Origin of the sequence: Sphingomonas sp. Leaf10 (assembly GCF_001421245.1) — a bacterium.
Taxonomy (GTDB): Bacteria; Pseudomonadota; Alphaproteobacteria; order Sphingomonadales; family Sphingomonadaceae; genus Sphingomonas.
In genome coordinates this window covers 252,110-273,200 of record NZ_LMKE01000013.1, presented here as the reverse complement: position 1 = coordinate 273,200, position 21,091 = coordinate 252,110, and the positions used below count along the sequence as shown (strand labels likewise).

Here is a 21,091-nt window from a genome sequence, read left to right as displayed (position 1 = left end):
GGACCCGCCATTCCCCAAGTCGGCGGTGATGACCGCCGCCATTCCCGCCGCCACGCTGATCGTCCTGCGCGATCGACCGCACGGCCCGCCCGACATCTTGATGGTCGAGCGTGCGGCGACGATGGCCTTTGCCGGCGGGGCGCTGGTGTTTCCCGGCGGGCGGATCGACCCTGGGGACGAGGCGTTGGCTATGGCAATGGGTGACCTTGATCTGGCTCCGCGACTGGCGGCGATTCGCGAGACGATCGAGGAAGCCGGCATCGCGATCGGCATCGACGGCGATGTCGAGGCTATGCGGACCGCGCTTGCTGGCGGCGCGACCCTCGCCACACTCGGCCCGGTCGATCCGAGCCCCCTCGTTCCCTATGCCCGGTGGCGCCCCGATCATGTGCCGGTGCGGGTGTTCGATACGCATTTCTTCCTCTCGCGCCTGCCCGACACGGCACCCGAGGCGCGGGTCGATGCGACCGAGAATCGCCGCGTGCTATGGACGAGCGCTTCGGCGGCGCTGGCTGCGGCGGATCGGGGCGAGGCGATGTTGCTGTTTCCGACCCGGCGCGTGTTGGAGCGGTTGGCCGAACATAGCGATAGCGATGCCGCCTTCGCATCGGCAGCGCGCTGGCCGGTACGGACGATCACGCCATGGGTCGAAACGCGTGCCGATGGCGACTGGATCTGCATTCCCAACGAACTCGGCTATCCGGTCACAGCCGAACCGGCGTCGCGCGCGGTGCGTGGATGAAGGCGCTGTCGGCGGGCATACGCACGCTCGTCTGGCTCGCCATCCTCGCCGCGATCGCCTTTGCGCTCTATGCCTTTGCCCGCAGCCGGCCACAGGACGTGCCGTGGACGCCGCTCGACCTGTCGCAGCCGATCGGCATGTTCACCCGAGCCAAGATCGGCGATCTGCGTGGCGACTTTGCCGGGTGTCAGGCGCTGCTCGATGCAGCCGGCGTGCGCTATACCGCGCTGCCGCCGCGAGAGGGGCCTGCGCAATGCGGCTATGACGATGCGGTGCGGATGCGCGGCGGCGGATCGCGCACCATTGCCGTTACCCCCGATGTCGGCGTGTCGTGCCGGGTTGCGACCGGCATGGCGCTATGGGAATGGCAGGTAGTGCAGCCCGCGGCGCAGAAGCATTTCGGCACGCAGGTCGCGCGCATCCAGAATTTCGGCAGCTATAACTGCCGTCGCCTGTACGGGCGCGACAGCGGCGCGTTCAGCGAACACGCGACCGCCAACGCGCTGGATATCGCCGCCTTCGTGCTGGACGATGGTCGCCGGATCAGCGTCGTCGGCGACTGGACGGCAGGGCAGGGACGTGACGACGCGGCCAAGGCGGCGTTCCTGCGCGAGGTGCGCGACGGGGCGTGCGGCGTGTTCTCGACGGTGTTGTCCCCCGATTACAACGCCGCGCACCGCGACCATTTTCACTTCGATCAGGCGGCGCGCGGGTTCGGCGGGGCGTGTCGCTGACCCCGCCGACCGGTCAATGCATCGGTGCGCCGGCTTCGACCTTTTCGACCCAGGCCGGATAGAAGGCCGGTTGGCGCAGCGACCAGCCCGACGCGGTTGCTGCTGCTTCGCTGAGCGACTGCAACAACTTGCGGCGCAGTTCGGGGTGCAGATGCGGTAGCGCAGCCGACGCGCAGAAGGCGGCGGGCAACCATGGCCGCGCCTCGGCCCCGACCAGCCGTTCGTAGAGAAAGCGATAGGCGCCGAAGGTCGTCAACCGACCCTGACCCAGATCGAAGGCGGTGACCATCAACAACGGCGTCATGAACGGTTCGGTCGCATCGAGGCCGCTGTCTTCGGGAATGCACGCGCGAATATCGGGCAGGCGGTCGTAGATGCGCGCCTGTGCGCGGATGCTGGCGGCCTCCACCACGTCGCGCGACCAGCGGCGAATCGCGTCGTCACGATCGAGGCCGATGTCGAGCGAGCGGCGGATATAACGCTGCGTCGCCGACGAGAATGTCGCGAATTCCTTCATCTCGGCCAGCGTCATCGCACCTTCGGCTGGTCTGCGTGCAATCGCCATCATCAACTCCCCGCCCAAATAGCCAACGACCGGATGTTACGCGGAAACGGTTAACAGCTTGCTGAACGATCGTTGCGAAAACCGGTCGACGACATATCCGATCATGTCGCGTGCTGCATTGCAACATCATTGTCACGCGGTTCGTCGCATCGTGCGGAAGCGGACGAAGCGATGTATCGGAGGTCGAGGAGGCTGAACGAGTACGAGGGATCGGTTCATCCGCCAGTCATCGCCGCGCAAACACGCTTCGTCGGAATTGGTTCCCGTTTGGCCGGTCATGGGGTTTTCGGAGGCGCGAAACCCTGCTTCATGCCGCTCGAGACATTCGTGGGGCCGTGGGGGTCAGATGAATTTTGGTGCTTTGGCAGCGCGTTTCGCGCTGGTGGTTTCGTGCGCTCTGGCGATGGTGGCTCCGGCTCAGGCCCGGTTCTGGCAATGCGCGCCCTATGCCCGCGAAATCTCGGGCGTCGAGATTTTCGGCAACGCCCACACCTGGTGGAGCCAGGCCGCTGGCAAGTACGAACGCGGTCATGCCCCGAAGGAAGGCGCCGTCCTGTCGTTCGCCGCGACGTCCAAGATGCGCTTCGGTCATGTCGCCATGGTGTCGAAGGTCGTCAGCGAGCGCGAAGTGCTGCTGACCCATGCCAACTGGTCGCAGCGCGGCGGCATCGAGCGCGACGTTCGTGCGATCGACGTATCAACGGCAGGCGACTGGAGCGAAGTGAAGGTGTGGTTCGGTCCGCTCGGTGGCCTTGGCACCTCGGCCTATCCGACCAACGGCTTCATCTATTCTGGCCATGCCCCGGCACCTGCCGAATTCTCCGCACCGATGGAAATCGCGAAGGTCGATCCGCCGGCACCGACCGGCGGTGCGAGCGTCCAGCCGGGGCATGCCCGGCAGGTCGTCGCGCTCAACGACTGAGCTTGCGTCGGTTCAGGCGGGGCGGAAGGTCATCGCCACACCGTTCATGCAGTAACGTTTGCCGGTGGGGCGGGGACCGTCGTCGAACACATGGCCGAGATGCCCGCCACAACGCGCGCACAGCACTTCGGTCCGCGTCATCATCAGCGAGCGATCGGTCTTCGTGACCACTGCACGGTTCAGCGGCGCATAGAAGCTCGGCCAGCCGGTGCCGCTTTCGAACTTGGTCATTGAGGAAAATAGCGGGTGGCCGCAGCCGGCGCAGGCGAACCCGCCCTTGCGCTTTTCGCCGTTAAGCGGGCTGCTATAGGGTCGCTCGGTCCCTTCCTGTCGCAGCACATTATATTGCGCCGGGGTCAGCCGTGCCTTCCACTGCGCATCGGTCAGCTTGAACGGGAAATTCGGTGCGGCCTCGCTCGTCTCGGGCGCGCAGCCGATCAGGGCGGCAAGGCCCGACAATCCGGTCAGTTCGAGCAGGCGGCGGCGGTCGATCGACATGGCAAATCCTTTCGTTTCGCCGATGTGGGTTCGCACGCGGCGGGCGGCAACGCCGGGTACGCAAGCCGACCAAGCAAAGCAATTCCGGCCCCAAACGGCGCTACGTGTGTGCCGAACGCCAAGATTGGACGATGCGCGGCCTTGCCGTAGCCGCAATTTGGGGCCATCTGGCGCATTATGCCTTTTTCGACGTTGCCCGAACCGCTATCCGCGGCGCTATCCGCGCGCGGCTATGAAGCCCCGACCGCCGTGCAGGCGGCCGTCCTGACCCCCGAAGCCGAGGGACGCGACCTGCTCGTGTCCGCACAGACCGGATCGGGCAAGACCGTTGCCTTCGGTCTCGCCATGGCGCGCGACCTGCTCGACGCCGACGACAAGATGCCGCGCGCCGGTACGCCGCTCGCGCTCGCCATCGCGCCGACTCGCGAACTGGCATTGCAGGTCGCGCGTGAGCTGCTGTGGCTCTATGGCCCCACCGGTGCGCGCATCGTATCGTGCGTCGGCGGCATGGACGCCGCACGCGAACGCCGGAACCTGAGCCACGGTGCGCATATCGTCGTCGGCACGCCCGGCCGTCTGCGCGATCACCTAGAACGTGGCGCGCTCGACCTGTCGGGGCTGAAGGTCGCGATCCTCGACGAAGCCGACGAGATGCTCGACATGGGCTTCCGCGAGGATCTCGAGGGCATTCTCGACGGCACGCCGGCGGAGCGCCGCACGCTGCTGTTTTCGGCGACGCTCGCCAAGCCGATCGTGGCGCTCGCCAAGCGCTATCAGAAGGACGCGTTCCGCATCGATACGCGCGAGGCGGAGCGCGGCCATGGTGACATCAGCTATCAGGCGATGACCGTCGCGCCGAACGATATCGAGAATGCCGTCGTCAACCTGCTGCGCCTGCACGAACCGGACACCGCGTTCCTGTTCTGCGCGACGCGCGAGGCGGTGCGCCACTTGCACGCCAATCTGGTCGAGCGTGGCTTCGACGCGGTCGCGCTGTCGGGCGAGCATTCGCAGTCGGAGCGCAACCATGCGTTGCAGGCCCTTCGTGACCGTCGTGCGCGGGTCTGCGTCGCGACCGATGTCGCCGCGCGCGGGATCGATCTGCCGTCGCTCAGTCTTGTCGTCCATGTCGAACTGCCGCGCGACGCCGAGGCGCTTCAGCACCGTTCGGGCCGTACCGGTCGCGCGGGCAAAAAGGGCATCGCCGCACTGATCGTCCCGTTCCAGCGCCGTCGCAGGGTCGAGGGTCTGTTGCGCGATGCTAAGATCAATGCCGAATGGATCGGCGTGCCGACGCCCGAACAGATTCATGCCGCCGATCGCGAACGTCTGCTCGCCAAGCTGGCCGAGCCGGTCGAATTCGACGAAGCCGATGTCGAACTGGGCGCACGCCTGCTGACCGAAAAGACGCCCGAAGATATCGCCGCGCTGCTGGTCCGGGCCTATCGCGCCAAGCTACCTGCGCCCGAGGAATTGTCGGCGGGTGGCATGCCCGAACGGCGTGAGCGGCAGGAAGGGCCGCGCCCCGGCTTTGAGGATACCGTCTGGTTCCGCATGAATGTCGGCCGGCGCCACAATGCCGATCCGCGCTGGCTGCTGCCGCTGCTGTGCCGTCGCGGCCATATCACCAAGGGCGAGATCGGCGCGATCCGCATCGCCAACGACGAATCAGCATTCGAGATTCCCAAGGCGATCGCGGGCAAGTTCATGGCATCGGTCAAGCGGACGGCGACGCCCGACGACGATCTTATGTTCGAGCAGATGTCGGGTCCGCCGGCGGCACCGCAGCGCCGGACCAGCGGTGCGCCGCCGCGCCATGCGGCCAAGCCGTATCGCGGCGGGCGCCGGGGTTGATCTTCCGGTCGGTGTAAGAAAGATTCTTCCACGCGAAGGTGCGGATACACGAAAGAAGAAGCAGGTGGATTTCGCGCAGAGGCGCAGAGGCGCAGAGAGGTTGCACACGGGGCGGCTCTCTGCCGCGTCAGCGGCCATCCTCTATCGTCGCAGCGAAGTGTGAAGGCTTCGCCGGGAATGTATCAGTCGCCCGGTAAGCAACCTCTCTGCGCCTTCGCGCCTCTGCGCGAAATCTATGTTCTTCTCCGTGTGTTCGCGCCTTCGTGTGAACCGACCGTTCCTTCGCCCCCGACGCCGCACCGCCAACCGTTGCGCGCCACCGCCAAAAGGCGTATGGCGCGCCGGTTCGACGAGCACAGACTCGCGAAGGCCGGGCGCTCCTGCGTCCTTTCCGCATAGCCGGGTCATGCCTTTCGTGACGACATGATCGCCGGATGCTGCGTGTCGCATTCGGCGCACGGGGCAATCCCGGTCAAAGACCGCCGGAGACAACCGGCCGGCCGGAAATTAGTACGTTTAGGAACCAAGATTTATATGGCCAGCATGGCAAATCCCACCCGTGACGATTTCGCGTCGATGCTCGACGACATGTTCGGTGCCTCGGAAAGCTTCGAGGGCCGCGTTGTCATCGGCACCGTCACCGGCATCGAAAACGACCTTGCCGTCATCGACGTCGGCCTGAAGTCGGAAGGCCGCGTGCCGCTGCGCGAATTCGCGGCGCCGGGCCAGAAGGCCGATCTGAAGGTCGGTGACGAAGTCGAAGTCTATGTCGACCGCGTCGAGAATGCGAACGGCGAAGCGATGCTGAGCCGCGATCGCGCCCGTCGCGAAGCCGCGTGGGACAAGCTGGAAACCGAATTCGCGAAGACCGCGCGCGTCGAAGGCGTCATCTTCGGCCGGGTCAAGGGCGGCTTCACCGTCGACCTGTCGGGCGCCGTGGCGTTCCTGCCGGGTTCGCAGGTCGATATCCGTCCGGTGCGCGACGTCACGCCGCTGATGGACATTCCGCAGCCGTTCCAGATCCTGAAGATGGACCGCAAGCGCGGCAACATCGTCGTGTCGCGTCGTGCCGTGCTGGAAGAAACCCGCGCCGAGCAGCGTTCGGGCCTGATCCAGTCGCTGGCCGAAGGTCAGGTGATCGACGGCGTCGTGAAGAACATCACCGATTACGGTGCGTTCGTCGACCTGGGCGGCATAGACGGCCTGCTGCACGTCACCGACCTGTCGTACAAGCGCGTCGGTCACCCGTCGGAAGTGCTGAACATCGGCGATACCGTCCGCGTTCAGATCATCCGCATCAACCGCGACACGCAGCGCATCTCGCTCGGCATGAAGCAGCTTGAAAGCGATCCGTGGGATGGCGCCGGTGCCAAGTATCCGGTCGGCGCGAAGCTGTCGGGCCGCGTCACGAACATCACCGAATATGGTGCGTTCGTCGAACTGGAGCCGGGCATCGAAGGTCTGGTCCACGTGTCGGAAATGAGCTGGACCAAGAAGAACGTCCATCCGGGCAAGATCGTGTCGACCAGCCAGGAAGTCGACGTGATCGTCCTCGAAGTCGATCAGGACAAGCGCCGCATCTCGCTGGGCCTCAAGCAGGCACAGGCCAATCCGTGGGAGAAGTTCGCGGAGGATCACCCGGTCGGTTCGACCGTCGAGGGCGAAGTCAAGAACGCGACCGAATTCGGCCTGTTCATCGGCCTGGACGGCGACGTCGATGGCATGGTCCACATGTCGGACATCGCATGGGGCATTTCGGGCGAGGACGCGCTCAACCTGCACCGCAAGGGCGAGACGGTTCAGGCCGTCGTGCTGGCGGTCGAGCCCGACAAGGAGCGTATCTCGCTCGGCATGAAGCAACTGGAGCGTGGTGGCCCGGTCGCAGCGCAGGCGGGTGATCGCCTGAACAAGAACGCGACCGTGACCGTGACCGTGCTCGAAGTCCGCGATGCGGGCCTCGAAGTGCAGCAGGGCGACGATGGCGCGACCGGCTTCATCAAGCGCACCGATCTCGGCCGCGACCGCGACGAACAGCGTCCGGAGCGTTTCCAGGTCGGCCAGAAGTTCGACGCGATGGTTACCGGCTTCGATCGTTCGAAGAAGCCGACCTTCTCGATCAAGGCGATGCAGATCGCCGAAGAGAAGCAGGCCGTTGCGCAGTACGGTTCGTCGGATTCGGGCGCGTCGCTCGGCGACATCCTCGGCGAAGCGCTGAAGGCTCGCGGCGAGCAGAAGTAAGCTTCTCCTTCCTTTGCAGGACGATCAACGGGGTGCTCCAAATCGGAGCGCCCCGTTTTTCGTTCATTCGAAAGGCGGATTGTCGTTTCAAATAAATTCAGGTTAGGCGTGGCGCACCAAACCGGACCGGTTTGGGCCTAGATGCTTGGAATGCCGAGGGAAAGATGATCCGTTCCGAACTGGTTCAGAAGATTGCGCAGGAAAACCCCACCTTACCGCTGCGCGATGTCGAACGGATCGTATCGACGTTCTTCGACACCATTACCGAACGACTGCGCAACGGCGGCCGGGTGGAACTGCGTGGCTTCGGTGCCTTCTCGACCCGCGCTCGCGATGCGCGCACCGGCCGTAACCCGCGCACCGGCGAAGCGGTCGAGGTGGATGCCAAGCGCGTTCCCTATTTCAAGCCGGGTAAGGAAATGCGCGCGCGCCTGAACGTCTGATCGGACGAATCGCGCTGGGACGGGAGCGATACATATCCGCCGCTTCCGTCGGCCGCGCGCACGGCGCATAGCGGGCCGATCCTTATCGAGGCCCGCCGCATGACCCTACGCCGCTTCCTGCCGATCGTCCTGCTGCTGGGCGCGGCGCCGCTGCCCGCGCAGCAACGCGCCGCGCCGTTCGTGATCGAACAGACCGGCGATAGCTATCCGACGATCGACGCGGCGGTCAGCGCGGTACGCGACGGGACGGCGACGATCCTAATCGCGCCCGGCACCTATCGCGACTGCACCGTCCAGACAGGCGGCGACATCACGTTCCGCGCGCGCGTGCCGGGCACCGTCATCTTCGATGGCGGTGCGTGCGAGGGCAAGGCGACCTTCGTCCTGCGGGGGCGGCGCTCGACGGTCGACGGCATCATCTTTCGTGGAATTCGCGTGCCCGATGGCAATGGCGCCGGCATTCGTACCGAGATCGGTGACCTGACCGTTACCAACTCGACCTTCCTCGACAGTCAGGAAGGAATATTGGGCGGCAATCCCAACGGGCAGCAGCGCATCACCATCGACCGATCGACCTTTGCCGGGCTTGGCCAGTGCGAGACGACCGATTGCTCGCATGCGGTCTATCTGGGCAATAACGGCGCGATCGTCATCAAGCGCTCGCGCTTCGAACGCGGCACCGGCGGCCATTATGTGAAGATCCGCGCCCCCCGGATCGAGATCACCGATTCGAGCTTCGACGACAGCCGCGGCAGCAGGACCAACTATATGATCGACCTTCCCGAAGGGGCCACCGGGCTGATCGCGCGCAACACCTTCGTCCAGGGCAAGGCGAAGGAGAATTGGACCGGCTTCATCGTCGTCGGTGCGGAAAAGCAGACCTTCCCGGCGAGCGGCCTGCGTGTCGAGGATAACGATGCGCGACTGGCTCCGGGCATGACGAAAAGCCCGGCGTTCGTCGCGGATTACACCGGCGACGGCGTCGCGGTCGGGACGAACCGGTTGGGGCCGGGGGTGCGGACGTTCGAGAAGCGTTGATCCTCGAACAGAAAGTCGTTCCATTCCGATTATCGTGTGAATGGCGCCGGTCACGCGGCGCCCCGTGCGCATGGTCGGGGGCGCCAGTGAGGGAATATGGTTTCCGCTTCTACTATCGCGCGGCAAGCGGTAGCTCTGCACGCATGCGCAACCGTTTCATCCTTGCTCCGCTGACATTGCTGTTCGCCCTCCCGGTTCCGGCCCGACCGCCTCAATCGCCGCCGGCGCGAACCTTGAACGAACTGTCCAACTGGGCGATGCGGCCTGACGCGCAATCCCTCGACGCGCCGGTCTTGCGGCGGTCACTGTCGCGAGCGGAAGCCGAGACGGCCGTCGACTTGCTGGACGCCGCGCGAGGGCGTAAGATTGCTGCTTCGGCGAAGTCGGCGATCGGTGCCAAGGCGATCACGATCGGCGACCGGACGCTCCGCTGGGAAAGCCGCCGCTTCGGCGATGCGCCGTTCGGCAAGCGCAGCCTGTGGATATCGATGCATGGCGGCGGCAATGCCGCCTCGTCCGTCAACGACCGGCAATGGCGCAACCAGATCGGTCTCTATCAGCCGGCGGAGGGCATCTATCTTGCCCCGCGTGCGCCGACCGATACGTGGAACCTGTGGCATGAGGCGCATATCGATCCGCTGTTCCAGCGCCTGATCGATGTGCAGGTGGCGGTGAACGGTGTCGATCCCGATCGCGTCTATCTGCTCGGCTATTCGGCGGGAGGTGACGGCGTGTGGCAATTGGCACCGCGCATGGCCGACCGGTTCGCCGCGGCGGCGATGATGGCCGGACATCCGAACGAGGCGGGCGTCGCATCGCTGCGCAACCTGCCGTTCGCAATTTTTATGGGCGGGGCCGACAGCGCCTATGACCGCAACCGGATCGCGGCGGAACGTGGCGCCGAACTGGAACGGCTGCATGCCGCCGATCCGGGGGGCTATGTATCGATGACGCGTATCTACCCGGGACTGCCGCACTGGATGGACCGCAAGGACGCCGAAGCACTGCCATGGATGGCGCAGTTCACGCGCAACCCGTGGCCGAAGCGGATCGTGTGGGTACAGGACGACGTGCCCCATGACCGCTTCTACTGGCTGCGCATCCCCGACGCCGTGGCGGCGAAGGCCGGGGATCGGATCGATGCCGCCGTCGACGGGCAGACGATCACCCTGACCGGAAAGGTTCCGGCCGGGACGACCTTGCGTCTGTCCGACCGGTTGCTGAATCTCGACCGGCGGGTGCGGGTGATCGTCAACGGTCGGAAAGCGTTAGACGGCCGGGTGCCGCGTACGGCGGCGGCGATCGTTGCGTCGTTGCGGGAGCGGCTGGACCCGTCGTCGGCGGCGACCGCGTTGGTGACGCTTCCCTGACGAACCGTCCGTCGGGTGCGGTTCCCGACGAACGTTTCGCAAGGCTTCCGGGTTACTTACACGTCGTTCCCTCGCCCGGATCGAGATCGAGGCAGCGGCCGTCGATCTCGTTCTTTGGCACCGGCAGGCGGATCGTCGCCGCCAGGGTCGGCAGGATATCGACGGTCTCGACGCCGAACGGCTCCTCGAACCCGCCCTGACCCTTTCGCCAGAACAGGATCGGCACGCGCCGGTCATAGTCCCAGAAGCTACCATGTGTCGCGACCGACGTGCCGACGACCGGATGCGGGATAGTCAACACGCGCGGCTTCATCGCGACCAGCAGGTCGCCCGAGCGCGGTGGGTAATAGGACGCCCGCGCACGTTCGAGGAGCGACCAGGTTTCGGGCGGCGTGCTGGGTACGGTCGTCGCGAGGATCTGCGCCCGCGTAAACACCGCCTGCGTCTGCGGGTGCGCGGTGAACATGGCGATCGCCTCGCGCTCGACCGCAGCCTTTTGCGCGGGGGTCAGCTTGATGTCGTACCACACATCGCCGTTCACTCCGCCGAACAGTACGGGGCCGGCGATCTTCAGTTTCTCGCCGATCGCCTTGCCGATGCGGTCGACGGTGAACTCGCCGTCGAGTCGGACCGCGTCGGGCACGGCATGGGCGGCCAGTCGCTCGCTGGCGTCGCTGCCGCCGTGATCGGCAGTCAGCACCACCTGATAATCGACGCCGGTCGCATCGAGCACGCGGAAGAATTCGCCGAGGCTCTGGTCGAGCGAGGTGAGTTGCAGGCACATTTCGCTGCCCTCGGTGCCATAGCCATGGCCTACATAGTCGGTGGCCGATGCGCCGATCGAGATGATGTCGGTCTGCGGTCCCTGTCCGAGTTTCATGTCCTGGATCAGCCCGGCGGCGAGCGCGAGGACGGCAGCGTCATATTCGGGCGATCGGCGGAAATTCGCGACGTCGCCCGCAGCGCGTTCGAACCGGCCGGTACCGATCGTCTTGTCGCCGACCCGCACCGCACGGGCGAGCGGTTGGCAGAAGGTCGGCAGCGTCATCGCCGGCTGCGCCGTTGCGATGCGTTTGGCGACGGCGGCGTTGGCGCGGGTGACGACCGGCGGCATCGCGCGGCCGGCATAGCTGACGAAGCCGTTCTTGCCGAACCACCACAATTCGTCGACCTTGTGCCCGCCCATCATCACCGCCGCGCGGTCCTTGCCAGCGACCGAAACGACACGGGTGCGCGGATCGGTTGCCTTCATCCGCTCGCCCAGCGTCGGCACCATCAGATGGACGTCGGACACGGTATAGTCGTCGAAGGTGGAGCCGGCCACGCGCTCGTCCTCGGCGCAATAGACCTTGAAGCCGGGGCGGGTGTTGCTGCGCTGGTCGATCCAGTCGTTGGCGATGATGCCGGTGCGCGACGGGCGCGATCCGGTCAGGATCGTCGAGTGGCCCGGGCAGGTCTCGGTCGCGGCATGGCTTTGATAGCCGGAGGGAAAGACCGCCCCCTGCATCAGCCGCGCGAAGCCGTCGGTGAAGCGGCCGCGATATTCGGCGAACAGATCGGCCGAAAATTGATCGACCGATATCGCGACGATCAGCTTGGGCGGAGTCGCCGGATAAGTCGGCGGCGTTGACTGGGCGGCGAGCGCCGGTGCTGCGGTCTGGGCGAAGGCGGGGGTAACGGTCGCCAGCAACAGCGCGGCGAGGGAAACGAGACGCATCGGGTACTCCGCGGACGGTGCATCCGTCCGAGAACTCCGCTACTCCGCGTCCATGACAGCAGCAAGAATAGTATGGTATCGAATCGTCCTGCTCCTCGCGTTGCTGTTCGGCGCATTGCCGGCGGTGGCGCAGACACCGGGGCAGCGGCATGTCCAGATGCGGATGGTCGCGGAAAGCGACACGCCGGCGGCGGGGGGGACCGTCGCGATCGCGCTGGTGTCGGTGCCCGATGCCGGCTGGCACGGCTATTGGCGCAATCCCGGCGCGGTTGGGACGCAACCCCGGCTCGACTGGACGCTGCCCACAGGCGCCGGCGTCGGCGAGCTGCGCTATCCGGTGCCCGAACGGCTGACCGTCGCCGGGATCATGAACTATGTCTATGAACGGCCGTGGACGGTGCTGACCGAGCTCCGCGTGCCGGCGGGGTTGGCACCGGGCACGAAGCTGCCGGTGCGGCTGGCGATCGACTATCTGGTCTGTACCCGCGAGATCTGCGTGCCGGAGAAGGCGACGCTGACCACCGACCTGACGATCGGCGACGGCGTGATCGATCCGGTGCGGCGGGCGCAGTTCGATGGCTGGCGGCGCGCCCTGCCCAAGCCGATCGGATCGCCGGCGGTGTTCCAGCCGGGCGAGCAGTTGCGCTTGCGGGTACCATTTCCGGCGGATGTCGCGATCGGCAAAGCTTATTTTTTCCCGCTGACCGAGAATGCGCTGGATTACGACGCGCCGCAGCGCATCGAGCGCGATGGCGACGCGATCGTCGTGGCGACGAAGGGCAATGGCAGCCCGGGGGTGTTGGAAGGGGTGCTGGCGACCGGACCGGGCGAAGGGTTCGCAATCCGCGCCACGCCCGGCACCGTTGCCGCACCCGCCGAACCGGCCCCGTTGCGCGCGGCGCTGATCGCCTTTGCCGGCGCGTTGCTCGGCGGGCTGCTGCTGAACATCATGCCCTGCGTATTTCCGATCCTGAGCCTGAAGGCGCTGAGCCTTGCGCGGTCGGGCGAGTCGGCGGTGCATGCGCGGGCGGAAGGGGTGGCATACACCGCCGGGGCGGTGGTGATGTGCCTGGCGCTGGGCGGCGTGCTGCTTGTCATCCGGGCGGCGGGGGTCGCGGCGGGCTGGGCGTTCCAGCTGACCGATCCGCGCGTCGTGCTGTTGCTGCTGGTGCTGACCGGCGCGATCGCGCTGAACCTCGCCGGACTGTTCGAGCTGCCGACGCCGCAAGTCGGCACGCGCAGCGGCCGGGGTGGGGCGTTCGCCACCGGCGCGTTGGCCGCGTTCGTCGCGACGCCGTGCACCGGACCGTTCATGGGCGCGGCGCTGGGATCGGCGCTGGTCCTGCCGCCGGTCGCGGCGATGGCGGTGTTCGCCGGGCTGGGCTTCGGGTTGGCGCTGCCGTTCCTGCTGCTCGGTTTCGTGCCCGCGCTGCGCCGCCGGCTGCCGCGGCCGGGCGCATGGATGGACGTGTTTCGCAGAGTCCTGTCAGTGCCCATGTTCCTGACCGCACTGGCGCTGGCATGGATACTGGGGCGGCAGTCGGGCGTCGACGGCATGGCGATGGGGCTTGCCGCGCTGCTGCTGGCGGCGCTGGGCCTGTGGTGGACCGGGCGGCGGCAGTTGCGCGGGCGCGACCGGCCATGGTGGCCGGGGCTGGCGGCGCTGGTGCTGGCGATCGGGACGACCGCGCTGGTCGAGCGCGCCGCCCCCGCCGGCGCCGCGCCGACCGGCATCGCCGGGGCCGAACCGTTCAGCGAGGCGCGACTGGCCGCGTTGCGTTCCGAGGGCAAGCCGGTCTTCGCCTATTTCACCGCCGACTGGTGCCTGACCTGCAAGGTCAACGAACGCGCCGCGATCGAGACCCGGGCGGTGGCCGATGCGTTCGGCAAGGGCGGGGTCAAGGTTCTGGTCGGCGACTGGACCGATGGCGACCCGGTGCTGGGCCGGTTTATCGAGGCGCACAACCGCGCCGGCGTGCCGCTCTATCTTTATTATGCGCCAGGCAGCGGCGATGCACGGGTGCTGCCACAGGTACTTACGCCCGCCACGCTGACCGATTTGGTTTCCTGAGATCCGAACCCGCTTGCCAGCGTCGTTTTTGCATCGCAGCATGGGGAGAAATTCCCGGCTGGCGGCGTTGGAGAACGGATGGGGCAGGCGTTCGACGAAATTTGGGGACAGGGTGGGCCGGACAATCCGCGCGACGACCTTGCGGCATTGGCACGCTGGATGCGCGAGGTGCCGCCCCATGAGTTGAAGCGACGCCTGCAATCGGCAGAAGCGACCTTTCGCCAGCTCGGCATCACCTTCGCCGTCTATGGCGAGAGCGAGGCAGCGGAACGGATCATCCCGTTCGATATCGTGCCACGCGTGTTCAAGGCCGCTGAATGGGCCCGCCTGTCGCAGGGGCTGATCCAGCGGACGCAGGCGATCAATGCCTTTCTCGACGATATCTATGGCGAACGCCGCATCCTGAAAGCCGGGGTGCTGCCGCCCGACCTGATCTTCGGCAACAGCCAGTTCCGACCGGAAATCGCCGGCATCCGCCCGCCCCACGGCGTGTGGGCGCATATCTGTGGCATCGATCTGGTGCGGACCGGGCCGGACGAATTCTTCGTGCTGGAGGACAATGCCCGCACCCCGTCGGGCGTATCGTACATGCTGGAAAATCGCGAGGCGATGATCCGGCTGTGTCCCGAACTGTTCCGCAATTTCCGCGTGGCGGCGGTCGACAGCTATCCCGACCTGCTGCTGGAAACGATGCGATCGGTCGCGCCGCCGGGGGCGGGGGCGCATCCGACCTGCGTCGTACTTACGCCGGGGCATTTCAATTCGGCCTATTACGAACACAGCTTCCTTGCCGACTCGATGGGGATCGAGCTGGTCGAGCCGGCCGATCTGGTCGTCGATGGCGATGTCGTGTGGATGCAGACGATCGCCGGACGCGTGCGGGTCGACGTCATCTATCGCCGGATCGACGACGACTTCATCGATCCCGTCGTCTTCCGGCCCGATTCGCTGCTGGGCGTGCCAGGACTGATCGCCGCCTATCGTGCGGGCAATGTCGCGCTGGTCAATGCGCCGGGCAACGGCATCGCCGATGACAAGGCGATCTACAGCTATATGCCGGAGATTGTCCGCTTTTACTCGGAAACCGATCCGCTGCTACCCAATGTCGAGACGTGGCGCTGCCGCGAGCCGGAGGCGCTCAAATATGTCCTCGACCATCTCGATCAGGTGGTGGTGAAGCTGGTCGACGGGTCGGGCGGCTATGGCATGCTGGTTGGTCCGACGGCGTCGAAGGCGGAGATCGAGGAGTTCCGCTGCGCGCTGATCGCCGAACCGCAACGCTATATCGCGCAGCCGACGCTGGCGCTGTCGACCGTGCCGACGCTGACCGATGCGGGGTTGAGCCCCCGCCATGTCGATTTCCGCCCGTTCGTGCTGACCGGCGCGAACAAGGTGCAGGTGGTGCCGGGCGGGCTGACCCGTGTCGCGCTGAAGGAAGGATCGCTGGTCGTCAATTCCAGCCAAGGCGGCGGGACGAAGGACAGTTTCGTGCTGATGGACGATGCGCCCGCACAGACACAGACGCAGACGATGGGCGGCATGACCCAGTCGCAGGGACGGCGCTGACATGGCGATGTTGTCGCGCACCGCCGCCTCGCTCTACTGGCTGGGCCGTTATGTCGAACGTGCCGACTTTCTCGCCCGGCTGGTCGAGGCGACGGTACGGCTCGATGCACTGTCGTCGCGTCCGGCGGGCGACGCGGCCTGGGCCAGCGCGCTGGCGGTCAGCTATACCGAGGACAGTTTCGCCGAGACCGGACAGGCGGTGGGCCAAGGATCGGTCGCGCGGTTCCTGACCTGCGACCGCAGCCATCCCGGATCGATCCTGTGGTGCCTCGACGCTGCGCGCAATAATGCGAAGGCGGTGCGCACCGCGCTGACCCGCGACGCGTGGACCGCGATCAACCGGGCATGGATCGTGTTCAATTCGCCGCGTGGTGAAGAGGGTGAGGACATTCTCAACCTGGTCGAGGCGATCAAGGCCGAGGCACGCGGTTTCGAAGGCGCGGTGCAGCGCATGATGAAGAACGAGGCGACGTGGTTCGTGCAGCTGGGCGCCGCGATCGAGCGGGCCGACAACACCGCGCGGCTGATCGACGTCAAATACCACCTGTTGCTGCCAGAAGGGGAACGGATCGGCGGTGCGATCGACCGCGATCAATGGACCACGATCCTGCAGACCGTGTCGGCGGTCACCGCCTATCGCTGGTTGTATAGCGACGGGTTGAAGCCGGCGAGCGTCATCGAATTGCTGTTGTCGCGCGGCGAAGTGCCACGCAGTCTGGCGGCGTGCGTCGACGAGACGGTCGAGATGCTCAACATGCTCGGCAAGCGAACCGGCTTTCAGGGAGAGGCCGACCGCATGGCCCGCGCCCGGCTGGCCCGAATGCAGAAGACCCGCGCGCACGAAGTAATCGTCAACGGGCTGCACGAATATCTGACCGCCTTCATCCGGGAGAATGCGATGCTCGACGCCGCGATCGCCCGCCAGTTCCGCTTCATCTGATGCGGCTGTCGGTAAGCCACGAAACGCGGTATCGCTTCACCGAACCGCAGGCGCGCATCGTCCAGTTGCTGCGCCTCTTTCCCGGCGACACCAGCCACCAGACGGTAGTCAATTGGCGGATCGACGTCGATTGCGATGCGCGGTTGCGTGAGAGCATCGATGGTTACGGCAACCTGACGCGGATGCTCTATGCCGAGGGACCGGTCGAAACGCTGCGCCTGACCGTAAGCGGCGAAGCGCTGCTGAGCGAAAGCGACGGCCCAAGCGAGGCGACCGACGAGCCGTTTCCGCCCGATCTGTTCCGGCGGGTGACGCCGCTGACCGGCGCCGACGACGCGATCGCCGCTCTGGCGACAGGTAGCGATCTGGCGGGGATGACCGCGCTGGCGGGTGCGATCCATGGTCGCTGGTCGGTCGACCGGCAACCGGCCCCGGCAATCCGAAGTGCGATCGAGGCGGCGGCTGGCGAACGGCTGTCATCGCGCGACATGGCGCAGATCTTCGTCGCGGCTGCGCGGGCGCAAGGCGTGCCGGCGCGCTACGTGTCGGGATACAGCCTGTCGGGCGATGACGAACGCCGTACCGCCGCGCCGCACGCCTGGGCGGAGGCGCATGTCGCGGGCGGATGGTATGCGTTCGACCCGGCGATGGGCGGGCGATCGGGCCTCGACCATATCCGCGTCGCGGTCGCGCTCGACGCTGCCGGTGCAGCGCCTATTGCGGGCGTGCGCATGGGCGCCGGCGAAGAAGTCCTCGACGTCGATGTCAGGGTAGAGGAAGCCTGAACTCCTCCCCGTGCCGGGGAGGAGCTTGGAGTTACGCTTCGAAGCCTTTGTAGTTCTTCAATTCGTCGCCGACGATCTGGACGACGTGCAGCACGTTGGTCGACCCCGGCGTCCCGAACGGCACGCCCGCGCAGACCACGACGCGGTCGCCGGCCTTGGCGATATTGTGACGCAGCACCATACGCTTGGCCTTGGCCACCATCTCCTCGAACGAGGCGACGTCACGGGTGTGGACCGCATGGACGCCCCAGAGCAGTCCCAGCCGGCGCGCGGTGTCGATCTGCGGCGTCAGCACCATGATCGGCACGGCGGGACGTTCGCGCGCGATGCGACGGGCGGTCGAACCGGACTTGGTGAAGCACAGGATCGCCTTCGCATCGACCGTCGCGGCGATGTTCTTGGCGGCTTCGGCCAGTGCGTCGGCGGTGGTGGGGTCGGGACGCAGCACGGTGAAGTGGACGCGGTCGCCATGCGCCGGGTCGCGTTCGACGGCGTGCGAAATGTCGTTCATCATCGCGACCGATTCGACCGGCCAGCTTCCCGCCGCGCTCTCGGCCGACAGCATGATCGCATCGGCACCGTCATAGACGGCGGTCGCGACGTCCGACACTTCCGCCCGGGTCGGCGAAGGCGAGGCGATCATCGATTCGAGCATCTGCGTCGCGACGACGACCGGACGCCCGAGGCGACGGGCGGTTTCGACGATGCGCTTCTGCAGCGGCGGCACCGATTGCGGCGGCAGTTCGACGCCCAGATCGCCGCGAGCGACCATCACGCCGTCGCACTGCTCGACGATCTCCTCCAGCCGCGCGACGGCCGACGGCTTCTCGATCTTGGCGAGCAGCGCCGCCTTGCCCTGGATGAGCTTGCGCGCTTCGGCCAGATCCTCGGGCCGCTGCACGAACGACAGCGCGATCCAGTCGACCCGCTGTTCGACCGCGAAATGCAGGTCGGAAATATCCTTTGGCGTCAGCGCCGCCATCGGCAGCACGACGTCGGGGACGTTCAGCCCCTTCGAATTGGACAGTGCGCCGCCGACCACGACTTCGGTCACGATCTTTTCGTCGTCATGGTCGAGCACGCGCAGCACCAGCTTGCCGTCGTCGAGCAGCAGGCGCGCGTCGCGCGCGATCGCGGCAAAGATTTCCTGATGCGGTAGTTCGACACGGGTCGCATCACCCGGCTCGCTCGACCGGTCGAGCGTGAAGTGCTGCCCGGTTTCCAGCATCACGCGGCCCTCGGCAAAGCGGCCGACGCGCAGCTTGGGTCCCTGAAGATCGGCGAGGATCGTGGTAGGGCGGCCATATTGGCGCTCCAGCCCGCGAATCGCTTCGATGACCGCGACCTTCGACTGCTGGTCGCCATGGCTCATATTGACCCGGAACGCGTCGGCGCCTGCCTCGAACAGCTTGGCGATCATTTCCGGTGTGTTGCTGGCGGGGCCGAGTGTGGCGAGAACGCGGACCTTGCGCGAACGGGGGCTGATGGCCTTGGTCATAATCACTCTCCGGGCGTTGCGCGCCTGCCTCTAAAGCCTATTCGTAAAGGTTCAACCTTGGAGGCCGATGTGATGGCAACAATCGATTCAATCAGCGAGCAGGCTCAGGCCGCCGCGTTCCGCCGGCTGGTCCGCCATTTGCAACATCGCACCGATGCGCAGAATGTCGACCTGATGGGCCTCGCCGGATTCTGCCGAAACTGCCTGGGCGACTGGCTGGGCGAGGCGGCCGGCGTGTCGAAGGAAGCCGGACGCGAGGCGGTGTACGGCATGCCCTATGCCCAGTGGAAGGCGACGCACCAGCTTCCCGCCACCCCCGAACAGATCGCGAAGATGGAAGCGAGCGTCGCAAAGAACCGCACCGACGACGCGCTCGACGAAGCGCTGGAGGACAGTTTCCCGGCCAGCGACCCGCCGGCGATCACCGAACCGCGTTGATCGGTTGAGGCGCGCGCGCGGATCGGCTAGGCGCGCCCGTTCCCTATTCATATGAATTCCGAGGACTGCATGACCGACAATGTTTCGGCGGAACAACTCCGCCTGCTGATCGAGCGTATCGAGCGGCTGGAAGAAGAGAAGAAGGGCATCAGTGACGACATCAAGGACGTCTATGCCGAAGCCAAATCGACCGGATTCGACGTGAAGACGATGCGCAAGATCATCAGCCTGCGCCGGATGGAAAAGCATCACCGCGACGAAGCGGACATGCTGCTCGAAACCTACAAGCAGGCACTCGGTATCTAATCACCGATCGAAGGGGGCAGGGACATGGCCAGTGTCTTTCACTTCGCGACGCGCCTGCTGAAAGGGCATGGCGATCCGCATGGCGAGGAGGAAGCGCATGTCCTGTCCGCGATCGAACGCGGCGCGCCGATCTCGCGCGATGCTGCCGACGAATCGGACCTGCGCTCGACCTTCGGCGACCGGCTGGCGGACCGCGTCGCGGCGGTCGGCGGGTCGTGGGGGTTCATCATCGCCTTCACGGCGGTGTTGCTCGGCTGGATGCTGCTCAACTCCGATATACTGTCGCATTTCGGACTGGCGTTCGATCCGTACCCCTACATCTTCCTGAATCTGATGCTGTCGACGCTGGCCGCGATCCAGGCGCCGGTCATCATGATGAGCCAGAACCGGCAGTCGGAAAAGGATCGGCTGGCGGCGCGGCTGGACTATGAAACCAATTTGCGGGCAGAGATCGATATCCTCGCGCTGCATGCCAAGCTCGACACCGACGTGATCGACCGGCTGGCGGCGCTGGAGGCGAAGATCGACGCGCTGGCGCGAACCGCGCCTACCGCCTAAGAGCGGGCAGGAACCTAAAGAGGCACCGATGGCAGGCCATAGCAAATTCAAGAACATCATGCACCGCAAGGGTGCGCAGGATAAGAAGCGGTCGGGCATGTTTTCCAAGCTCAGCCGCGAAATCACCGTCGCAGCGAAGATGGGCCTGCCCGATCCCGACATGAACCCGCGCCTGCGCGCGGCGATCAACGCCGCCAAGGCGCAGTCGATGCCCAAGGACAATATCCAGCGCGCGGTCGACAAGGCGTCGAAGGGCGACATGGAGAATTACGAGGAAATCCGCTACGAAGGCTTTGGCCCGGCGGGGGTCTCGCTCATCATCGAAGCGCTGTCCGACAACCGCAACCGCACCGCGACCAACGTGCGCACCGCCGTGTCGAAGAATGGCGGCAACCTGGGCACGGCCGGATCGGTCAGCCACGGGTTCGACCGGGTCGGTCTGATCAACTATCCCGCCAAGGCGGGCGATTCCGAGAAGGTGTTCGAAGCGGCGCTGGAAGCTGGGGCCGAGGACGTGACGTCGAGCGAGGACGGCCACGAAATCTGGACTGCGCAGGGCGACCTGCACGAAGTCGCCAAGGCGCTGGAGCCGGTGCTGGGCGAGGCGGAAGGTGCCAAGCTCGCATGGCGGCCGCAGACGATGGTGTCGGTTGGCGAAGACGATGCGGCGACGCTGTTCAAGCTGCTCGACGCACTCGACGATGACGACGACGTCCAGACCGTATGGGGCAATTACGAAGTATCCGACGAGGTCATGGAGAAGCTGGGTTGAGTTTAATTCCTCCCCAAGCTTGCTTGGGGAGGGGGA

The 21,091-nt window shown here is 66.0% G+C and carries 20 protein-coding genes; 16 read left to right on the top strand and 4 right to left on the bottom strand.

Going from position 1 to position 21,091, the window contains the following annotated elements; translation table 11 throughout:
- Nucleotides 1-28 precede the first annotated feature (28 nt).
- Nucleotides 29-742: an NUDIX hydrolase gene (locus ASE59_RS12020; RefSeq protein ID WP_056456342.1), complete on the top strand. Its 714-nt coding sequence runs from the start codon at nucleotides 29-31 to the stop codon at nucleotides 740-742.
- A complete protein-coding gene (locus ASE59_RS12015) occupies nucleotides 739-1,476 on the top strand; it encodes an extensin family protein (protein WP_056456341.1) in 738 nt (245 codons plus the stop codon). Before ASE59_RS12020 ends, ASE59_RS12015 begins: the two co-directional genes overlap by 4 nt.
- Before the next feature lie 13 nt (nucleotides 1,477-1,489).
- Here ASE59_RS12015 and ASE59_RS12010 read toward each other — a convergent pair whose 3' ends face one another.
- A complete protein-coding gene (locus ASE59_RS12010) occupies nucleotides 1,490-2,041 on the bottom strand; it encodes a hypothetical protein (RefSeq protein ID WP_056456474.1) in 552 nt (183 codons plus the stop codon).
- Nucleotides 2,042-2,387: 346 nt separating this feature from the next.
- Between ASE59_RS12010 and ASE59_RS12005 the strand changes: the two genes are divergently transcribed.
- A complete protein-coding gene (locus tag ASE59_RS12005; RefSeq protein WP_056456338.1) occupies nucleotides 2,388-2,963 on the top strand; it encodes a CHAP domain-containing protein in 576 nt (191 codons plus the stop codon).
- 12 nt (nucleotides 2,964-2,975) lie between these two features.
- On the opposite strand, the gene msrB is transcribed toward ASE59_RS12005, so the two are convergent.
- Nucleotides 2,976-3,461, bottom strand: coding sequence for a peptide-methionine (R)-S-oxide reductase MsrB (gene msrB, locus ASE59_RS12000; protein WP_056456336.1), 486 nt, complete (start codon nucleotides 3,459-3,461; stop codon nucleotides 2,976-2,978).
- Nucleotides 3,462-3,638: 177 nt separating this feature from the next.
- On the opposite strand from msrB, the gene ASE59_RS11995 reads away from it, so the two are divergent.
- The 5 genes from ASE59_RS11995 to ASE59_RS11975 all read left to right on the top strand — a co-directional run bounded on the left by ASE59_RS11995 (nucleotide 3,639) and on the right by ASE59_RS11975 (nucleotide 10,404).
- Nucleotides 3,639-5,315 carry a DEAD/DEAH box helicase gene (locus ASE59_RS11995; protein WP_056456335.1) on the top strand — a complete coding sequence of 559 codons (1,677 nt, stop codon included), beginning with the start codon at nucleotides 3,639-3,641 and terminating at the stop codon, nucleotides 5,313-5,315.
- 534 nt (nucleotides 5,316-5,849) lie between these two features.
- Nucleotides 5,850-7,553, top strand: coding sequence for a 30S ribosomal protein S1 (gene rpsA / locus ASE59_RS11990; protein ID WP_056456333.1), 1,704 nt, complete (start codon nucleotides 5,850-5,852; stop codon nucleotides 7,551-7,553).
- A 164-nt stretch (nucleotides 7,554-7,717) separates the two neighbouring features.
- Entirely contained in the window at nucleotides 7,718-7,996 is a 279-nt protein-coding gene (locus tag ASE59_RS11985; protein WP_056456331.1) for an integration host factor subunit beta, read from the top strand.
- A 99-nt stretch (nucleotides 7,997-8,095) separates the two neighbouring features.
- On the top strand, nucleotides 8,096-9,034 hold the full coding sequence (locus ASE59_RS11980; RefSeq protein ID WP_056456329.1) for a right-handed parallel beta-helix repeat-containing protein: 939 nt from the start codon (nucleotides 8,096-8,098) through the stop codon (nucleotides 9,032-9,034).
- A gap of 233 nt (nucleotides 9,035-9,267) precedes the next feature.
- Nucleotides 9,268-10,404, top strand: a complete 1,137-nt coding sequence (locus tag ASE59_RS11975; RefSeq protein ID WP_156360046.1) for an alpha/beta hydrolase — start codon at nucleotides 9,268-9,270, stop codon at nucleotides 10,402-10,404.
- A gap of 52 nt (nucleotides 10,405-10,456) precedes the next feature.
- Here the strand turns inward: ASE59_RS11975 and ASE59_RS11970 are convergent, their stop codons facing one another.
- Nucleotides 10,457-12,121 (bottom strand): alkaline phosphatase family protein, encoded by a 1,665-nt coding sequence (locus ASE59_RS11970; RefSeq protein WP_056456325.1) that lies wholly within the window; start codon nucleotides 12,119-12,121, stop codon nucleotides 10,457-10,459.
- A gap of 52 nt (nucleotides 12,122-12,173) precedes the next feature.
- Here ASE59_RS11970 and ASE59_RS11965 point away from each other — a divergent pair, with 52 nt between their 5' ends.
- The 4 genes from ASE59_RS11965 (at nucleotide 12,174) to ASE59_RS11950 (ending at nucleotide 17,483) form a co-directional block, all read left to right on the top strand.
- On the top strand, nucleotides 12,174-14,192 hold the full coding sequence (locus ASE59_RS11965) for a protein-disulfide reductase DsbD family protein (protein WP_056456323.1): 2,019 nt from the start codon (nucleotides 12,174-12,176) through the stop codon (nucleotides 14,190-14,192).
- 78 nt (nucleotides 14,193-14,270) lie between these two features.
- Nucleotides 14,271-15,758: a circularly permuted type 2 ATP-grasp protein gene (locus ASE59_RS11960; protein WP_056456322.1), complete on the top strand. Its 1,488-nt coding sequence runs from the start codon at nucleotides 14,271-14,273 to the stop codon at nucleotides 15,756-15,758.
- Nucleotides 15,759-15,765: 7 nt separating this feature from the next.
- Nucleotides 15,766-16,698, top strand: coding sequence for an alpha-E domain-containing protein (locus ASE59_RS11955; RefSeq protein WP_200913263.1), 933 nt, complete (start codon nucleotides 15,766-15,768; stop codon nucleotides 16,696-16,698).
- A complete protein-coding gene (locus tag ASE59_RS11950; RefSeq protein WP_056456318.1) occupies nucleotides 16,698-17,483 on the top strand; it encodes a transglutaminase family protein in 786 nt (261 codons plus the stop codon). The genes ASE59_RS11955 and ASE59_RS11950 overlap by 1 nt, the downstream gene beginning before the upstream one ends.
- Before the next feature lie 31 nt (nucleotides 17,484-17,514).
- On the opposite strand, the gene pyk is transcribed toward ASE59_RS11950, so the two are convergent.
- Nucleotides 17,515-18,981 (bottom strand): pyruvate kinase, encoded by a 1,467-nt coding sequence (pyk, locus tag ASE59_RS11945; RefSeq protein WP_056456316.1) that lies wholly within the window; start codon nucleotides 18,979-18,981, stop codon nucleotides 17,515-17,517.
- A 72-nt stretch (nucleotides 18,982-19,053) separates the two neighbouring features.
- Here pyk and ASE59_RS11940 point away from each other — a divergent pair, with 72 nt between their 5' ends.
- The 4 genes from ASE59_RS11940 (at nucleotide 19,054) to ASE59_RS11925 (ending at nucleotide 21,055) form a co-directional block, all read left to right on the top strand.
- Nucleotides 19,054-19,419, top strand: a complete 366-nt coding sequence (locus tag ASE59_RS11940) for a DUF1244 domain-containing protein (RefSeq protein ID WP_056456313.1) — start codon at nucleotides 19,054-19,056, stop codon at nucleotides 19,417-19,419.
- A 69-nt stretch (nucleotides 19,420-19,488) separates the two neighbouring features.
- The gene (locus ASE59_RS11935) at nucleotides 19,489-19,725 is read left to right on the top strand and encodes a DUF2312 domain-containing protein (protein ID WP_055763225.1); all 237 of its coding nucleotides are present in this window, start codon (nucleotides 19,489-19,491) and stop codon (nucleotides 19,723-19,725) included.
- Nucleotides 19,726-19,749: 24 nt separating this feature from the next.
- The gene (locus ASE59_RS11930; protein WP_056456311.1) at nucleotides 19,750-20,283 is read left to right on the top strand and encodes a DUF1003 domain-containing protein; all 534 of its coding nucleotides are present in this window, start codon (nucleotides 19,750-19,752) and stop codon (nucleotides 20,281-20,283) included.
- A 28-nt stretch (nucleotides 20,284-20,311) separates the two neighbouring features.
- Nucleotides 20,312-21,055 carry a YebC/PmpR family DNA-binding transcriptional regulator gene (locus ASE59_RS11925; protein ID WP_056456310.1) on the top strand — a complete coding sequence of 248 codons (744 nt, stop codon included), beginning with the start codon at nucleotides 20,312-20,314 and terminating at the stop codon, nucleotides 21,053-21,055.
- Nucleotides 21,056-21,091: the final 36 nt, after the last annotated feature.

Excerpts from the sequence above, each read along its gene's own strand:
- ASE59_RS11925 (WP_056456310.1), top strand. The coding sequence starts at position 20,312 with ATGGCAGGCCATAGCAAATTCAAGAACATCATGCACCGCAAGGGTGCG.
- ASE59_RS11940 (WP_056456313.1), top strand. The coding sequence starts at position 19,054 with ATGGCAACAATCGATTCAATCAGCGAGCAGGCTCAGGCCGCCGCGTTC.
- ASE59_RS11935 (WP_055763225.1), top strand. The coding sequence starts at position 19,489 with ATGACCGACAATGTTTCGGCGGAACAACTCCGCCTGCTGATCGAGCGT.
- ASE59_RS11960 (WP_056456322.1), top strand. The coding sequence starts at position 14,271 with ATGGGGCAGGCGTTCGACGAAATTTGGGGACAGGGTGGGCCGGACAAT.
- ASE59_RS12015 (WP_056456341.1), top strand. The coding sequence starts at position 739 with ATGAAGGCGCTGTCGGCGGGCATACGCACGCTCGTCTGGCTCGCCATC.
- ASE59_RS11965 (WP_056456323.1), top strand. The coding sequence starts at position 12,174 with ATGACAGCAGCAAGAATAGTATGGTATCGAATCGTCCTGCTCCTCGCG.
- ASE59_RS11955 (WP_200913263.1), top strand. The coding sequence starts at position 15,766 with ATGTTGTCGCGCACCGCCGCCTCGCTCTACTGGCTGGGCCGTTATGTC.
- ASE59_RS12020 (WP_056456342.1), top strand. The coding sequence starts at position 29 with ATGACCGCCGCCATTCCCGCCGCCACGCTGATCGTCCTGCGCGATCGA.
- ASE59_RS11970 (WP_056456325.1), bottom strand. The coding sequence starts at position 12,121 with ATGCGTCTCGTTTCCCTCGCCGCGCTGTTGCTGGCGACCGTTACCCCC.
- ASE59_RS11995 (WP_056456335.1), top strand. The coding sequence starts at position 3,639 with ATGCCTTTTTCGACGTTGCCCGAACCGCTATCCGCGGCGCTATCCGCG.
- rpsA (WP_056456333.1), top strand. The coding sequence starts at position 5,850 with ATGGCCAGCATGGCAAATCCCACCCGTGACGATTTCGCGTCGATGCTC.
- ASE59_RS12010 (WP_056456474.1), bottom strand. The coding sequence starts at position 2,041 with ATGGCGATTGCACGCAGACCAGCCGAAGGTGCGATGACGCTGGCCGAG.
- ASE59_RS12005 (WP_056456338.1), top strand. The coding sequence starts at position 2,388 with ATGAATTTTGGTGCTTTGGCAGCGCGTTTCGCGCTGGTGGTTTCGTGC.
- ASE59_RS11930 (WP_056456311.1), top strand. The coding sequence starts at position 19,750 with ATGGCCAGTGTCTTTCACTTCGCGACGCGCCTGCTGAAAGGGCATGGC.
- pyk (WP_056456316.1), bottom strand. The coding sequence starts at position 18,981 with ATGACCAAGGCCATCAGCCCCCGTTCGCGCAAGGTCCGCGTTCTCGCC.
- ASE59_RS11950 (WP_056456318.1), top strand. The coding sequence starts at position 16,698 with ATGCGGCTGTCGGTAAGCCACGAAACGCGGTATCGCTTCACCGAACCG.
- ASE59_RS11980 (WP_056456329.1), top strand. The coding sequence starts at position 8,096 with ATGACCCTACGCCGCTTCCTGCCGATCGTCCTGCTGCTGGGCGCGGCG.
- ASE59_RS11985 (WP_056456331.1), top strand. The coding sequence starts at position 7,718 with ATGATCCGTTCCGAACTGGTTCAGAAGATTGCGCAGGAAAACCCCACC.
- msrB (WP_056456336.1), bottom strand. The coding sequence starts at position 3,461 with ATGTCGATCGACCGCCGCCGCCTGCTCGAACTGACCGGATTGTCGGGC.